This is a genomic window from Arcticibacterium sp. GJ41-1 (genome assembly GCF_055808875.1).
The window spans coordinates 2291305-2306747 of record NZ_CM147888.1 but is presented as its reverse complement, the minus strand read 5'-3'; the positions used below and the strand labels follow the sequence as shown (position 1 = coordinate 2306747).

Sequence of the window (15443 nt, the reverse complement as noted above, 5' to 3'; positions counted from 1 at the left end):
TTTTATAATTCATGAGTTTATCAAGGACTAGAGCACAACTAAAGAAAAGTAATCTTGTGTCTTGTGTCTTTGACTAATCTGTACGCTCTAAAAATATCCCTGTTGCTTACGTTTCTCCATTGCTGCTTCAGAACGTTTATCGTCTATTCTGGCACCTCTTTCAGAAATTTCTGCACTTAAGATTTCATCTATAATGGAATCAATATTATCTGCGGTAGACTTTACGGCTGCTGTACAGCTCATATCACCCAAAGTTCTGAACCTTACAGACTCTTCGTAAACCTCCTCATCGTCAGTTTTATTAACAAACTCAGACTCAGACCAGATTAAACCATCTCTGTCAAATACTCTTCTTTTGTGAGCAAAATATACAGAAGGTATTTCAATTTTCTCTTCTTTGATGTAATTCCAAACGTCTAATTCTGTCCAGTTAGAGATAGGAAAAACTCTTACATTTTCTCCCATGTCAATTTTTCCATTCAGCATGTCAAACATTTCTGGTCTTTGCTTCTTAGCGTCCCATTGACCGAAATCATCTCTTACTGAAAAGATTCTTTCTTTGGCTCTAGCTTTCTCCTCATCTCTTCTAGCACCGCCCATACAAGCGTCATACTTTCCGTTTTCAATAGCCTCTAAAAGCGTTACTGTTTGAAGAGCATTTCTACTAGCATATTTTCCAGTTTCTTCTTTTACCTTTCCTTCGTCAATAGACTGCTGTACGCTACCAATCTGAAGGTCTAGCCCAAGTTCTGCCACAAGTTTATCTCTAAACTCGATGGTTTCTGGAAAGTTATGTCCGGTATCAACATGTAAAAGTGGGAATGGAATTTTACCAGGATAAAAAGCCTTTTGAGCCAATCTAACAAGGGTAATAGAGTCTTTCCCACAAGAGAAAAGTAAAACAGGCTTCTCAAACTGAGCAGCCACTTCTCTCATGATGTAAATTGCCTCGTCTTCCAATTGTCTAGGAAAACTCCTATTGCTATCTTCTAAAATCATTATACTATCTGTACTATTAAAACTAAATTCTTTATCAAAAAAACATGCTATTTAACGGCATGTAAACCACATTCTTTTTGAGAGGCCTCCCAGTACCATCTACCTGCTCTTGGGTGCTCCCCTTCTACTATAGCTCTGGTACATGGGCCACAACCTATGCTTATAAAACCTTTTTTATGAAGGCTGTTTTGAGGCACTTTATTCTCCTTTAAGTAATCTTCCATTTGTTCAAATGACCAATCTATTAAAGGATTAAATTTATGAACCTGATTTCCTTCATCCCATTCCCACATTTTCATGTCGTTTCTGTTTTCAGATTGGTCAGCTCTTAAACCTGTAATCCAAACGTCGGCACCCTTTAAGGCTCTTTTGAGTGGAACTATCTTTCTTATGAAACAACATTCTTTTCTATCCTCCACAGAGTTAAAGAAGCTATTGAAGCCTTTAGCTTTCACTAAACTCTCCACTTGGGCTGTCTCAGGAAAATATGTAGTAAACTCTTTTTTATAGCGAGCCTTTGTCTTATCCATCACTTCATAGGTTTCCTGAAAATGACGTCCAGTATCTAAAGTAAAAACCTCAATAGGTAAATCTTTAGAAAAGATAGCATGTGTAATGGCCTGATCTTCTTGACCGAAGGAGCTAGAAAAAACTATGTTTGAATGATTTTCAACCACCCAATTAAGTCTTTCTTCTAATGTTTTATTAAATAAATCTTCCATGTCTTTTTAAAAGAATAACCCTACCACATTTATCAAACTGACTAATATTACCACGACGGAAACTACAATCATCAAGATTTTTTGAGGGATAAATTTAACTAAATAAGCTCCTAATGGAGCGGCAAAAATACCACCAATAATTAAGGCGGCAATAAGCTGCCAAGCTTTTGTGTCTACGAAGAGCATGAAAATACCCGTACTAAAGAAGGCTACAAAAAACTCGGCCGTATTAACTGTTCCAATAGTTTGTTTAGCTGGATTACCTTTACTTAACAAGTTTGATGTTACTAAAGGGCCCCAACCTCCACCACCAATGGCATCAAAGAAACCACCATATAAACCTAAAATACCTAGGTTTTTATTGACTGGAATCTGAGGCTTCGCTTTAAAGGCTTTCATGAAAATCATAATCCCTAAAAACACTAAGTATCCTGATATATACGGCTTTATAAACTCACCATCAATCACTTCTGAAATAACATAGGCACCTATCATAGAACCTATTACGCCAGTAATCACTATTCGGAAAAACATATTCTTATCAATGTTTCCTAAGAATATATGAGACAAACCAGATACACCTGCGGTGAAAACCTTAGCAGTATGTACACCAGCAGTGGCATAAGCTGGCGGCACACCCACACTCATCATTAACGAACTACATGTGGCACCGTAAGCCATCCCTAAGGCTCCATCAATAAGCTGAGCTATAAACCCAACAAAAACGAAGTAATAAAAAAGTGAATCTAATGCAAAAGTGGCTGAATCAAAATCAACATATACCCGATAGACCAAAACTGCTGCCAAGCCTACTTTCATTAAAACCATCAATATGGCGATGGACTTAAATCTAACATTGTCGCTTAGCGAAAGAGCCAGTTTTTTCATTAATTATGCTACTCTTTGATAAATGGAAATTTGTTCTTTTAAAGCTTCTCCAAAACCGTTTTTGAGAGCATTTACTACTTCGCCTATAACTATTACGGCAGGGTTTGTCAACTCGTTTTCCTCTGCCAAAGCTACTAGTGAGCCTACCGTTCCTATAGCTAGTTTCTCGTTCTGTGTAGAAACATGCTGAATAATGGCTACAGGAACATTGGTCCTTCCCTGTGATGAAAAAATAGCTTCTATTTCAGCAAGCTTACTCATTCCCATTAGAATCACCAAAGTAGAGTTTGACTGCGAAGCCAAAGCAATATCGCTGCTTAAGCTACCATCCTTTTTATGACCAGTAATAACCCAGTAACCATCGGCACTGTTTCTATCTGTAAGTGGAATTCCTGAAAGGCCTATAGAATTAACGGATGAAACACCCGGGATATACGAAGCTGGAATACCTCTTTCAGTTACGAAATTAATTTCTTCTACTCCCCTACCGAAAACAAATGGGTCTCCACCTTTCAACCTTACTACATGACCTTTTTCAAAAGCTTTCTCAACTATCAACTCATTGATTTGCTCTTGCGAAATACCTCTCTTATGCCCTCTTTTTCCTACATAAACCAGCTCTGCGGTTTCTGCATATCCCAAAAGGTCTTGAGAAGCTAAGTGATCATAAAGTACCACATCAGCACTCTTTAAAGCTTTTATAGCTTTGAGCGTGATTAACTCCGGGTCACCTGGTCCTGCTCCCACCAATGTTAATTTTGGTGAATTCATTAGGCCAATTTTAAATTTTGAGCGTTTCTGTAAGTCATTGCTTTTTCTAAGAAAGCTTTTCCTTCAGCTAAGTATTTATTTGCAAACTCTAAAGAAGGTTCGTTCTTATTAATTTGAAGAATTTGCTCTGCCACAAGTCCACCAAACTCTTCTTTATAGTTCTCATCAAAACCTGCAATCACACTCATTTGAGTATTTGTCTTAACGCCTTTATCTATTAAAAGCCCTTTAGCTGCATTGACCTGAGAAGAATACGTATGATAAATAGCATCCGCATACCTTTTCTCTTCAATAGCCGCTTGAGCATTGTCTAATTTTTCCTCAGACTCAAAGAATAAAATTCCAACTAAGTCAACAATTACAGAAGCACACTCACCTACACCAATTTCTGTCTTAAACTGCTCTTCACGTCCCCAGTCAATAAAATCAGTCTCTACTAAGTTGGTAATATCAGCCAATGGTTTCAAGACATCGTAGAAGTAGATTTTCCCTTGACGGTCGTAGTAGTCGTTAAAACGCTCTCCTTCCGTAGCATTCTCAGCATAATCTTTTAAGACATATCTTAAAACATCTGGTCCTTTTTTACTCGGAACCTTAATTACCTTATCTGCAGCTCTGCCTTCTCCATCTCCAATGGTTCCTCCACCAAGAAGCACTTGAAGAGCAGGAAGCACTCTTTTATCTTTAGTACGCATGCTACTACCATGGAATCCAATATTAGCCACACCATGCTGACCGCAAGAGTTCATACAGCCAGAAATCTTAATTAGGATATCATTATTCTTAATAAGCTCTGGAAACTCGCTTTCAATAACTCCTTCTAAAACCTTAGTAATTGCAGTACTATCAGAAATAGCCAAGTTACAAGTATCAGTACCTGGGCAAGCTGTAATATTTACTACGCTATTAGCACCAGCTTCTGCATAACCAAACTTTGCTAAAACAGAATACACATAGTCAAGGTTAGCTTCTGGAATATTTCTAAAGAATAAGCCTTGGTTGATAGAAATACGCATATCATTACCAATATACCCTTCTAAAGCATCCAAAAGGTTTCTAGTCTCTGTAGTGGTGATATTCCCTAAAGGAACTCTTACAAAAACACCAAAAAGACCTTCTTGACTTTGTTCTATAACATTCGTTGCTTTCCAATTCTCATACTTCTTAGCATCAGTAATTTCTACATTTCCTTCAGCTATTTTGTAAGCTAATTCAGGAGCGTCGGTTGTTGTGTTAATCTCAAACACTTTTGATTTTAAAGCAGCTCTCTCCTCTTCCAACAATTCCATAAAGGCCTCAAAACCTATTTTGGCAAGAAGGAATTTCATTCTAGCCTTGCTTCTACTGTTTCTTTCACCATGGCGGTCAAAAACACGTAGGATAGATTCTGCTAAAGGAATAATCATATTCTCAGGCAAAAACTCATAAGCCACATCTGCCATTCTTGGCTGAGCACCTAAACCTCCACCTACTACAACTTTAAAACCTCTTTGGCCATCTTTAACTTTGGCTATAAAGCCAATGTCATGCATGTAAGCCAATGCCGTATCTTCATCTGTATTTGAGAAAGAAAACTTCATCTTACGACCCATCTCTTGGCAGATTGGGTTTCTCAAGAAGTACTCAAAAGTAGCATGAGCATGAGGTGTCAAATCGAAAGGCTCATCTTTATCAACACCAGAAGTCACAGAACCAGTAACATTTCTAACTGTATTACCACAAGCTTCTCTTAGCGTTACATTATCCTTTTCTAGTTCAGCCCATAACTCAGGAGTCCTATCTAAGCTTACATAGTGAATCTGAATATCTTGACGTGTTGTAAAATGCATCATGCCGGTAGAGTACTCGTCAGAAACGGTACATATTCTTCTCCACTGGTCAAAAGTCATTTTACCATAAGGAAGTTTAATTCTGATCATTTGAACACCTTCTTGACGTTGGCCATAAACACCTCTCGCCAAACGAAGACTTCTGAATTTGTCATCATCAATTTTTCCTTCCTTAAACATTTGGATTTTTCTACCAAGATCCAAGATGTCTTTTTCCACTATCGGATTTTCTAATTCTGTTCTAAAGCTTTGCATTATTATGATTTCCTTTTATGAGAACTGACTGCAAATATATTAATAGTCTACTAAACTAATAGACTTAGTAGGTTAAAAGTTCAAAAAAAAGCAATTAAATCTGATAAACTGCTCCTTGAATAGCCATTTCAACGTTAGAAGACACTTTTTCGGCCTCTTCTAAATGTGCATCTGTGGTCTTATATCTGGAAGAAAGGTGACCTAAAATCATCTTTTTCACCTTGGCATCCTTGGCTATTTGTGCAGCTTGTTCGGCTGTACTATGCTGAGTTTTGGCAGCTCTATCTTCCAGCTCTTTTGTAAAAGTAGCCTCATGATATACCAAATCTGAACCTTCAATTATTGGTACTATAACAGGATTATAGGCAGTATCTGAACAATAAGAAAAGACTTTTGCAGGCTCCCCTCTTCGTGTATATTCTAATGATTTAAAAACTTCTTGTGTCAATGGGTCAGTCACATCTTTCCCATCTTTCAATAGATTGATAAAGGCTACTGGAAAGCTTTTAGGTAATTTTTCAGGAATCAAATGCCTTCTTCCTGCCTTTTCTGTGATTTTGAAACCAGTGCATGGCACTCTATGAATTAAAGGAATGGTTTCTATGGTAAAAGCTTTATGCTCTAAAAGGAGTTCTGATTTAGAATTATCTGTTTTGATGAGGTTTAATTCAAAACCTAAAGAAGTGTTTGCCGCCAAAAATTGAATATTTAAAATATCTAATAGCTGTTCAGGCCCTATGAGCGTCATAGGATCTGTACGACCGCCCAGATTCATGCTAGAAAGCAAGCCTATCAAACCGAAATAATGATCGCCATGCAAATGACTTATGCAGATTGTCTTTATCCTACTTACTTTAATTGATTTTTCAAGTAGCCTATGCTGTGTACCTTCTCCACAGTCTACTAAAATATGCTCATTATTAAAAGAGACTAAAAATGCTGACGGATTTTTACCCACCTGGGGTGATGCCGAACCAATACCTAAAACAGTTAACTTCAAATGCTTTTTCCTTTTATTCCCCCATTTCTTTTAGAAACTGGTTCTCTAAGTCGTTCATAAAAATAGCCTCTTTGGCTTCGTGGAAGGTTGGTAAAAAAAGTACTCCTTCTACTTCTGTACGCTCTTCTCCTGTTAAAACGAGCAGACCGTCATATTCTTTTATTCTTTCATTCCATTTTTGAAGAATGCCAAGATCGGAAACACCAAACTTGTAAGTAGCATAATCTACAATTACAGATAGCTTCTCCAATGGAATTTCAGAAGTAAGAGCAGCTAGTGACTTACCCTTCTCCTCATAAATGACGCTAATAATTTCCTCAGAAATATCTAACTTAAAACTCATTCTTCTTTTGCGTTTTTTAACTCCCAAATTTTGGCATCAACCAAAAATCTAAACCAGAACCCTTGTAAGAAGTGAAAAATTAAACCTGGCACTCCTTCTCTAAATCCACCTTTAAGAACAAAACGGTGAAAGAAATAAAGAAAAACTCTTAAAAAAGGAGGGTAAGAATAATACTTCATCCTTTGATATCTCCTCTTTTCCATCTCGTTCCCATCTTTTAAAGCTTGCACTCTCCCGGCTCCATGGTTACTCTGATAGTCTATATAATCTTGAGCTTCTAACGTAGACCACTTATTATGCCGCTCTGTAAAAACCGTTAAAGATTCGGTAATGATATCAATAACATTAGCTTTAAGAACAATACTCTCACCTTCTATAAGAAAATGCTGATCGTACTTCTTTAGTTCACACTGACCAAAACCCTTTCTGAAAATAATGCCATGATAAACTGGAAAATGGCCACCTCTTTTAATCCATTTCCCTAAAAACATGGTTCTTCTAGAAGCCATGAAACCATTAATATTTTCTGGAATTCCCTTGTCAAAATATCCTTTCAGTTCATCCACTAATTCAGGCATCACCCTATGGTCTGCATCTAAATTTAGAATGAAATCATTTTCTATTTCTAAATTGTCAAAAGCCCAGTTTCGCTGAATACTGTAATTCTCAAAGGCGTTTTGAACCACTTTGACCGAAGGGTATTTCTTAAGAAGAGAAAGCGTGTTATCAGTAGAAAAAGAATCTACCACATATATCTCCCCTACATAATCATAAATGCTATTTAAGCATTCTTCAATGTTCTTCTCTTCATTAAAAGTAAGAATTATGGCTGTAATGGGAAGTTTATTACCTAATGCAGTTTCGGTCATAGGGCAAAGATAATTTTTTGTTTTTCGCATTCGCATTCAAAGTCCTATATTTTTATTCCTAAATTTGCCTATACACCGAAACTTAAAGTTCATAAATGCGGATTTTACTGATTCATCAGTTTCTTTGGTCACATTATAAAGCAGGAATTTTTCAGGAGCTAGAAAATATTGTCAAAGGGAAACCTGAAGACTCGCTTCACATTATTCAAACCGCTAAGTATGAAAAATCTCGCTTAGATTTTGGCGAAGCTGATACCTCTATTCATACATACGAGTACGAACTACTTTATGATGATGTTTATGAAAACACAAAGTATTTTGACCGAGTAAAGCAGGTATTTAAAAGACTAAGGCTTTTAAAACCGACGGTTATTACACTACCTGGCTATTATGAACCTGCCATGGTGACGATACACTTTATTGCCAAATTAATGGGAATCAAGGTGGTACTGGCGGTGGATTCTACAGAATCAGACAATCCTAATAAATGGTACGCTGAGCTCATTAAGAAAATCATTGTTTTTTTTGCTGATGGCTTTTTTTGTTACGGTAAGAAGTCTGCTGACTATATGTTAAAGCTCGGTGCTCCCGAAAGTAAAATTTTGATGCGACGCAATTCGGTCAACAATAACCTCGTTGCTGATATTCATAGAAAACATAAAGAATCAACGGAATTTAAAGAAGAAAGAACAGGGTACGCCAAGCACAATTTCATTTTTGTGGGACGTTTTTTGGATATCAAAAACCTCAACCGTCTTATAGAATCTTACAAGAACTTAACAGATGCTCAAGACTGGGGGCTCATTCTTGTGGGTGATGGGCCTTTGAAAAAAGACATTCTGGCGAAATATGGCAATTTGAAAGGCCTATTTATTTTGCCACCGCAAGAGTGGCACGGTGTTCCCAAGAAACTCGCACTTGCAGATATTCTTGTTTTACCAAGTTATTCCGAACCATGGGGTTTGGTTACTAATGAGGCTATGGTTTGCGAAATGCCAGTGATTGTCTCAGAACAATCAGGCTCTTCTGCTGATTTAGTGAGAAACAATGAAAATGGATTTACCTTTGATGCTTACTCTGAAAAGGAGCTAAAAGATGCCATGCAGTTCTTTGTAGACAAGCCTGAAAAAATATCCGAATTTGGATTAAAATCCAAAGAAATGATAGCGAGTTTTTCTCCTAAAAATGTGGCTAAAGAGATGTATGAGGGTTATTTAAAATTGCACACCGCTTAATGAGATTGCTAAACTTCATATTAAAACATAGAGATGCATTTGCTATTAGCATGGTTTTCTGTAGTGGTCCGCTTAATTACGCCATAAGAGATGGGATAGGCCTTGCTCCTAACAGCACTGCTTTCTCTACATTATTCATGTTTGGGGCTATTTTTCTAGCACTTCCTTTTAGAAACTTCAAGTCACTTTACATCAATGATACCCCTTTGGTTTTTCTAGGTATATCTTTCTTGGTTATGGTCATATTGTACATGATCATTTATCCGGCGTATCGATATATGTCGATTATGTTATTCATCTACGACTACTTTGTTATAGGGATTGTGCTCTATTTCTACTTTTATCTTATGACGGTTCGGGAGTCCTATTTAAGAATGAACTTCTTAAAAATATGTATCGGCCTCTCTATTCTTGGCTCCATAGGTCTTGTCTATTTCGTTATAAAAAACCCTAATTATTCTTTAGGACAGCGTTTCGCTATCTCCTATGGTGATTCTTCTGAAATGGAAGCGATGGGTAATCCACATATATTTGGAAGGGGTGCTTTTTTTGGAATTGTAGCTGGTTTTATATTTTTAAAACACGAAACACGAAAACTTTGGAGGTATGCCACATATTTTGCTTTGATAATCTTTTTTGCCGTTTTGATATTGGCTCAAGCAATGTCTTCTATCATTTCTGGTTTTCTTTTTGTGTGTTGTTATGTTTGGTTTAACAATGACGCTCGATCTATCTGGAATAAAATTAAATTCCTTTTTACCAAATGGTACGTTTGGATTATTGTGATTTTTATGTCAATGAAAGGAATTGATTTTATTCGGCAGAATGAAGCAATTCTTGACCTAGGATATCGATTTATCCAGCGAAGGCTAGAAAAGTTAGTTAATACATTCATACCGGAAGAGGTAGATGATAAGTGGTATAGTAAAGGCTCCGTACAGGTTGACCTCTCTGCAGCGGGAAGAGTAGAAATACTGAACACAATGGCGGAGAACTTAGCAGAGAATTTTGACGAAGGTAAATACCTCAATCTAATTTTTGGAAACGGTTATTATGCCTTTTATGTAGATGTTCCAATTGTGGAGGTTTTTAACTCATATGGCTTAGTCGGCTTTCTTTTATTTGGGGTCTTTTTCTACCTTATGCTAAAATACTGCTATATAGAAATTAAGAAACCCACCAGCATCATTAGTGAATTTGCGGCGTACGGCTTTATCTACTTTTTTGTTTTTACATTTACAAATGGGCTAATCATTGATTACAATAGGTGGACTTTCTTTGCTTTAGTTTGTAGATTTATGCCAGCCATAAAAAACACCATCATCAAACCTAAAACTGCTTGAAATCAGTCAGAGTAAACAATTTCGACCTTATTAGACTTGTGGCAGCATTGCAAGTCTTAGTTTATCATGCCCTTACTCATTTTAATCTCAACAGTATTTATCAAGAGAAAATAAGAGCCGCAATTTCTTATTTCCCAGGTGTGCCTATTTTCTTTACTATTAGTGGTTTTTTGATTTATAAATCAATTGAAAGGAATAGTCATGACCTAAAACGATACTTTAAAAATCGCTTAATTAGAATCTTCCCTGCCCTATTTGTCTGTCTGATTTTTACAATTGCTTTACTCCTGTTATCAAATGAATTAACCTTTTCTGATTTCTTTTCAGGCTCATTTTGGTTATGGATAGCTGCTCAGCTTAGTATTTTCCAATTTTATAAAATGCCTTCGCTTGCAACTTGGGGTGTAGGCCATCCAAACGGTAGTTTATGGTCTATCTCCGTAGAGCTTCAATACTATTTTTTCTTACCACTCCTATTCCTTTCTGTTTTTAAATGGCGTAGAACAAGGCTTGCACAAAACCTAACTTTCCTCTTTTTAGGTTTACTTTCCTTAATTTATGCTAGCTATCAAAAAACTATCATTTTAGAAAGCGAAATGGCGGGAAATATTATGGGCGTTATACTCTTTAACTACCTGTATTTCTTCTGTATTGGCATTTTGATTTATATAAACTTTGATATTATTTCAAAGTTCCTTAAAAACAAGGGGCTTTTATGGTTAGTGCTTTTTGTAGCCTATATGCTTATCTTCAGAAATTGGCTAGGTCTTTTTGATAACATATATGAAGTATCTACGTATGGCGTTTTAGGAGCTACTCTGTTAGCCTTAGCTACTATTTCATTGACCTATACAGCTCCATCAGTAAGCAATAAAATATTGCGAGGAAACGACATTTCTTATGGCATGTATATTTTCCATATGCCCATATTTAACTATTTCATAAATCAGCAAAAAGAAATTAGTTGGGAAAAACTCATCTTTATATGTGCCATAGTTATTTGTGTTGCTTATCTTTCATGGCGTTTCATTGAGAAAAAGATGTTACAGTTTAAACTCTAGAAGAATCCCTATTCAAATAATATAACTTAAAACCTTTAATTTATGTCCTTTAGCTTATTATCCGATTATGATATTCACCTTTTCAAATCCGGAAAACACTACAAGCTTTATGAAAAACTAGGCTCACATGTAGTTGAAAACGATGGACAAAAAGGTACTTATTTCGCCGTTTGGGCTCCAAATGCAGAAAAAATTGCTGTAATAGGTGATTTTAATGGTTGGAATAAAACTTCACACGAGCTAAACCCTAGATGGGACCAATCTGGAATATGGGAAACGTTTATACCTGATATTGGCAACGGTCAGGTATACAAATATTTCATCAAATCTAATACAGGCGAAGAACTAGAAAAGGCAGACCCTTTTGCTCTTATGTGGGAAAAACCACCTAAGACGGCCAGTATTATTTGGGACACTTTTTATGAGTGGAGTGATAAAAACTGGATGGATATAAGGAAAGATAAAAACTCTTTAGATTCTGCCTACTCGGTTTATGAAGTTCATTTAGGTTCTTGGAAAAGAGACCCTGCTGACAACGACAGAAGATTAAGCTATAGAGAAATAGCAAGAGATTTAGTGCCTTATGTTAAGGAAATGGGTTTTACGCATGTAGAACTTATGCCTATTATGCATCACCCTTATGAGCCTAGCTGGGGATATCAAATTACTGGATACTTTGCTGCCAGTAGCATTTTTGGCAATCCTCAAGACCTAATGTTCTTGATTGAAGAGCTTCATAAAAATGATATAGGAGTCATTTTAGACTGGGTTCCTTCTCATTTCCCTGGCGACGCAAACGGTTTATTCAGATTTGATGGCACTGCCTTATATGAGCACGAAAATCCGCATGAAGGATATCACCCAGACTGGAAAAGCTATATTTTCAACTATGGTAGATTTGAAGTAAGGTCTTTCCTTATCAGTAATGCTCTTTTTTGGCTTGATAGATTTCACGTAGACGGCTTGAGAGTAGACGCAGTAGCTTCTATGCTATACAGAGATTACTCAAGAAACGAAGGTGAATGGATACCTAATATACATGGTGGTCGTGAAAACCTTGAAGTGATATCGCTCTTAAAAGAAATTAATGAGGAGGTTTATGCCTCTTACCCAGGTACACAAACCATTGCCGAAGAATCAACAGCTTTCCCTGGCGTTTCAAGACCTACCTACAGTGGTGGTTTAGGCTTTGGCATGAAGTGGATGATGGGTTGGATGAATGACACTTTAGCCTACTTTGAAAAAGACTCAGCCTTCAGGAAATTTCACCAAAAAGATATTACTTTCAGTACAGTATATGCTTTTACTGAGAATTTTATGTTACCCCTTTCTCATGATGAGGTGGTATATGGGAAAGGCTCTCTGTTAGATAAAATGCCAGGAGATGATTGGCAAAAGTTCGCAAACCTAAGACTACTCTATACTTACATGTTTACACACCCTGGGGCTAAACTTCTCTTTATGGGAGGTGAATTTGGCCAAAAAGCAGAATGGGACTTTAAGAATAGCTTAGATTGGCATGAGCTGGACAACCCACTTAACAAAGGAATGACAGAGCTTATAAAAGGCTTGAATAACATTTATAAGACTGAAAAGTCTTTGACCTTAAATCAGTTTAGCCATACTGCCTTCCAATGGATAGACACCACAGATGAAGAAAATTCTGTATTGTTTTATAAAAGAAAAACAGAAACGGAAGAAGTTTATGTAGTTCTTAATATGACCCCAGTACCTAGAAAGTCCTACCAACTCGGTGTAGACAATGCTGGAACATATGAAGAAATCCTTAATAGTGATAATGGGCTTTACGGAGGTTCAGGAGTTGGTAACGGGTCTTTTAAAGCTAAAAAAGCTCCTTACCATGGTCTAGAGCATTCAGTTATTATAGATTTACCTCCTTTAGCAGGTATAATTTTCAAAAGAAAGTAACGTTAACATTTTATATCAAAAAACTGGTTCAAATTTTGAAAGCTCATTAATGAGCTTTTAAAATTTGTCTTATAAATGTTACGAATACTTATAATATCCTTTTGTATTTCTTTGTCCAATTTAGCCTTCGGCCAAACACTAGAAGAGCTTGTTGACACCTATATTGAGAAAAAGGGAGGCAAGGTCACCTTGACTCGACTTAATAGCATGAAGGAGGTGAAAAAGGTAGTTACAAACGACGTAACCTATCAAACTACTACACTACAGAAAGGTCCTGCCTATAAATCAACCCTTAGTTACGAAGGTATAGAAATAACGGCTTGTTATGATGGTCGACAAGGTTGGGCTACTAACCCCATTACTATGAAGTACGAGGTGCTTCTGGAGGAGGATATGGGTGACCTGCTAAATACTATTGAAGATTTCCCAGACCCAATTTTCAAAAGCTATAAAAACCAATATGAGCTATCAAAAGGAAACGATACACTTATTAATGGAATTCAATGCTATGCCCTATCAATTCTTAAGCCAGACCATATTTTCATGAAGAACAATATAGTAGGCAAAAAGGACTTTTATATCAACAAGAAAAACTACCAAATGGTAAAAAGCGTTGAATTTAACGCTAATGGTGAATTGTCAATCTATTATTCCGATTACAAGGAGGTCGACGGTGTACAGTATCCTCACACACAGAAAGCTGAAATAAACGGCATACCATCTTACACATCAACTGTGGAAGAAATAGAATTAAACAAGCGTATTAATAGTGCCCTCTTTTCTTTAGACCGGCAGTAAATACTAGATTAAATCATCCAAGTAACTTCTAAAAACCTTATAATCCGGCTTCATTTCTAAGGCTACTTTCGATTTATCCAACAGTTCTTCCAAACGCTCAGGAACTGGTAATCCTGCACCAAGTACTTCTTCCATATCAGGAAGGAATTTAGCGTAATGGGCTGTTGACAAGAAAACACCAGAAACCGGTTCTTCAATAGTTTCTAAATACTTAGTTAAGCCTAAATAGGCAATTGCAGTATGCGGACAAACCACATAGTCATACATTTTCTTAACTTCTAGTATTCCTTCTTTCGTTTCTTCATCCGTGTAAGAGTACCCTGAAACAGACGCTGCTAAGTCTTCAAATTTATCACCAAACAAAGCTTTTAATCTAGGGAAGTTACTTGGGTTCCCTACATCCATCGCATTTGAAATAGTACTAATTGAAGGTTCTATAGCCTCATAATTTCCAGATTTCAAATATTCAGGTACTACCTTATTAACGTTAGTCGCTGCTATAAACCTATGAACGGGCATTCCCATTTTATGAGCAATAACACCAGCACTTAAATTACCAAAATTGCCGCTAGGCACACTAAATACAACAGGTAAATGCTTCTCTTTTAGTCTAGAATAGGCGTAAACAAAATAAAAAGCCTGAGGTATTAGTCTGGCAATATTAATAGAATTGGCTGATGCCAAATGTAACTTCTCTCTTAATTCTTCATCTAGGAATGCCGTTTTGACCAATTTCTGACAATCGTCAAAAGTTCCGTCAACTTCAATAGCTTTAACATTCTCACCAAGTGTGGTTAGCTGTTTCTCCTGAATGTCGCTTACTTTTCCGCTAGGATATAGAATATGAACATCAATATTGCTTTGACCGAAAAAACCTTGAGCCACCGCTCCTCCTGTATCACCAGAAGTGGCAACTAGGATATGTACCTTCCTATTCTTCTTCTCTAAAAAGTATGACATCACAGCGGCCATAAACCTTGCTCCAAAGTCTTTAAACGCCATAGATGGGCCATGGAACAACTCAAGACAGTATAAATCATCTCCTACTTTTACTGAAGGAGCGTCAAAATCCATTGAGTTTTGAATAAGGCCCTCTAAGTCTTCGGCTGGAACTTCCTCTTTGAAAAAAGCATTAGCAATAACAAAGGCTATGTCTTGGAAAGAAAGACTTTCACAGGTTTCCCAGAATGTATCTGGTAGTACAGGAACTTCATCTGGAAGATAAAGTCCATTATCTGGTGGTAATCCTTGAAAAATGGCTTCCTCTATTCCTACCGATGGGCTTGTCTTGTTTGTGCTAAAAAGTCTCATTGTATTCCCTAAACTGCTTTAATTCGCCGCAATTTTAGGAAAATTATCACCAAGAGACTAGAGAATTGACAGAAATGAGGATATTAAATT

Annotated in this window: 14 protein-coding genes; 5 read left to right on the top strand and 9 right to left on the bottom strand. The window is 36.7% G+C overall.

Going from position 1 to position 15443, the window contains the following annotated elements; genetic code table 11:
- Positions 1 to 87 precede the first annotated feature (87 nt).
- The 8 genes from cysD to AC0L6O_RS09380 all read right to left on the bottom strand — a co-directional run bounded on the left by cysD (position 88) and on the right by AC0L6O_RS09380 (position 7676).
- Positions 88 to 999, bottom strand: coding sequence for a sulfate adenylyltransferase subunit CysD (gene cysD, locus AC0L6O_RS09415; protein WP_473308064.1), 912 nt, complete (start codon positions 997 to 999; stop codon positions 88 to 90).
- A 47-nt stretch (positions 1000 to 1046) separates the two neighbouring features.
- Positions 1047 to 1721: a phosphoadenylyl-sulfate reductase gene (locus AC0L6O_RS09410; RefSeq protein ID WP_473308062.1), complete on the bottom strand. Its 675-nt coding sequence runs from the start codon at positions 1719 to 1721 to the stop codon at positions 1047 to 1049.
- 6 nt (positions 1722 to 1727) lie between these two features.
- Complete coding sequence (locus tag AC0L6O_RS09405) at positions 1728 to 2609, bottom strand: sulfite exporter TauE/SafE family protein (protein ID WP_473308060.1); 882 nt, start codon at positions 2607 to 2609, stop codon at positions 1728 to 1730.
- Positions 2610 to 2612: 3 nt separating this feature from the next.
- On the bottom strand, positions 2613 to 3380 hold the full coding sequence (cobA, locus tag AC0L6O_RS09400) for a uroporphyrinogen-III C-methyltransferase (protein ID WP_473308058.1): 768 nt from the start codon (positions 3378 to 3380) through the stop codon (positions 2613 to 2615).
- Positions 3380 to 5464: a HEPN domain-containing protein gene (locus AC0L6O_RS09395; RefSeq protein WP_473308057.1), complete on the bottom strand. Its 2085-nt coding sequence runs from the start codon at positions 5462 to 5464 to the stop codon at positions 3380 to 3382. Before AC0L6O_RS09395 ends, cobA begins: the two co-directional genes overlap by 1 nt.
- Positions 5465 to 5558: 94 nt before the next feature.
- On the bottom strand, positions 5559 to 6464 hold the full coding sequence (locus AC0L6O_RS09390) for a ribonuclease Z (RefSeq protein WP_473308056.1): 906 nt from the start codon (positions 6462 to 6464) through the stop codon (positions 5559 to 5561).
- 13 nt (positions 6465 to 6477) lie between these two features.
- A complete protein-coding gene (locus tag AC0L6O_RS09385; protein WP_473308054.1) occupies positions 6478 to 6807 on the bottom strand; it encodes a hypothetical protein in 330 nt (109 codons plus the stop codon).
- Complete coding sequence (locus AC0L6O_RS09380) at positions 6804 to 7676, bottom strand: glycosyltransferase family 2 protein (RefSeq protein WP_473308053.1); 873 nt, start codon at positions 7674 to 7676, stop codon at positions 6804 to 6806. The genes AC0L6O_RS09385 and AC0L6O_RS09380 overlap by 4 nt, the downstream gene beginning before the upstream one ends.
- A 95-nt stretch (positions 7677 to 7771) precedes the next feature.
- On the opposite strand from AC0L6O_RS09380, the gene AC0L6O_RS09375 reads away from it, so the two are divergent.
- The 5 genes from AC0L6O_RS09375 (at position 7772) to AC0L6O_RS09355 (ending at position 14042) form a co-directional block, all read left to right on the top strand.
- Complete coding sequence (locus AC0L6O_RS09375; RefSeq protein ID WP_473308051.1) at positions 7772 to 8911, top strand: glycosyltransferase family 4 protein; 1140 nt, start codon at positions 7772 to 7774, stop codon at positions 8909 to 8911.
- Positions 8911 to 10254: a hypothetical protein gene (locus tag AC0L6O_RS09370; protein WP_473308050.1), complete on the top strand. Its 1344-nt coding sequence runs from the start codon at positions 8911 to 8913 to the stop codon at positions 10252 to 10254. The genes AC0L6O_RS09375 and AC0L6O_RS09370 overlap by 1 nt, the downstream gene beginning before the upstream one ends.
- A complete protein-coding gene (locus tag AC0L6O_RS09365) occupies positions 10251 to 11315 on the top strand; it encodes an acyltransferase family protein (RefSeq protein WP_473308048.1) in 1065 nt (354 codons plus the stop codon). The genes AC0L6O_RS09370 and AC0L6O_RS09365 overlap by 4 nt, the downstream gene beginning before the upstream one ends.
- A 42-nt stretch (positions 11316 to 11357) precedes the next feature.
- Positions 11358 to 13244, top strand: a complete 1887-nt coding sequence (gene glgB / locus AC0L6O_RS09360) for a 1,4-alpha-glucan branching protein GlgB (RefSeq protein ID WP_473308047.1) — start codon at positions 11358 to 11360, stop codon at positions 13242 to 13244.
- A 75-nt stretch (positions 13245 to 13319) separates the two neighbouring features.
- Positions 13320 to 14042 carry a LolA-like protein gene (locus tag AC0L6O_RS09355; protein WP_473308045.1) on the top strand — a complete coding sequence of 241 codons (723 nt, stop codon included), beginning with the start codon at positions 13320 to 13322 and terminating at the stop codon, positions 14040 to 14042.
- 3 nt (positions 14043 to 14045) lie between these two features.
- Here the strand turns inward: AC0L6O_RS09355 and thrC are convergent, their stop codons facing one another.
- Positions 14046 to 15353: a threonine synthase gene (gene thrC, locus AC0L6O_RS09350; RefSeq protein WP_473308044.1), complete on the bottom strand. Its 1308-nt coding sequence runs from the start codon at positions 15351 to 15353 to the stop codon at positions 14046 to 14048.
- Positions 15354 to 15443: the final 90 nt, after the last annotated feature.

Bases quoted from the DNA above. Each gene is read 5' to 3' on its own strand.
- AC0L6O_RS09385 (WP_473308054.1), bottom strand. From the start codon at position 6,807: ATGAGTTTTAAGTTAGATATTTCTGAGGAAATTATTAGCGTCATTTAT.
- AC0L6O_RS09405 (WP_473308060.1), bottom strand. From the start codon at position 2,609: ATGAAAAAACTGGCTCTTTCGCTAAGCGACAATGTTAGATTTAAGTCC.
- cysD (WP_473308064.1), bottom strand. From the start codon at position 999: ATGATTTTAGAAGATAGCAATAGGAGTTTTCCTAGACAATTGGAAGAC.
- AC0L6O_RS09395 (WP_473308057.1), bottom strand. From the start codon at position 5,464: ATGCAAAGCTTTAGAACAGAATTAGAAAATCCGATAGTGGAAAAAGAC.
- thrC (WP_473308044.1), bottom strand. From the start codon at position 15,353: ATGAGACTTTTTAGCACAAACAAGACAAGCCCATCGGTAGGAATAGAG.
- AC0L6O_RS09410 (WP_473308062.1), bottom strand. From the start codon at position 1,721: ATGGAAGATTTATTTAATAAAACATTAGAAGAAAGACTTAATTGGGTG.
- AC0L6O_RS09370 (WP_473308050.1), top strand. From the start codon at position 8,911: ATGAGATTGCTAAACTTCATATTAAAACATAGAGATGCATTTGCTATT.
- AC0L6O_RS09355 (WP_473308045.1), top strand. From the start codon at position 13,320: ATGTTACGAATACTTATAATATCCTTTTGTATTTCTTTGTCCAATTTA.
- glgB (WP_473308047.1), top strand. From the start codon at position 11,358: ATGTCCTTTAGCTTATTATCCGATTATGATATTCACCTTTTCAAATCC.
- AC0L6O_RS09375 (WP_473308051.1), top strand. From the start codon at position 7,772: ATGCGGATTTTACTGATTCATCAGTTTCTTTGGTCACATTATAAAGCA.
- cobA (WP_473308058.1), bottom strand. From the start codon at position 3,380: ATGAATTCACCAAAATTAACATTGGTGGGAGCAGGACCAGGTGACCCG.
- AC0L6O_RS09380 (WP_473308053.1), bottom strand. From the start codon at position 7,676: ATGACCGAAACTGCATTAGGTAATAAACTTCCCATTACAGCCATAATT.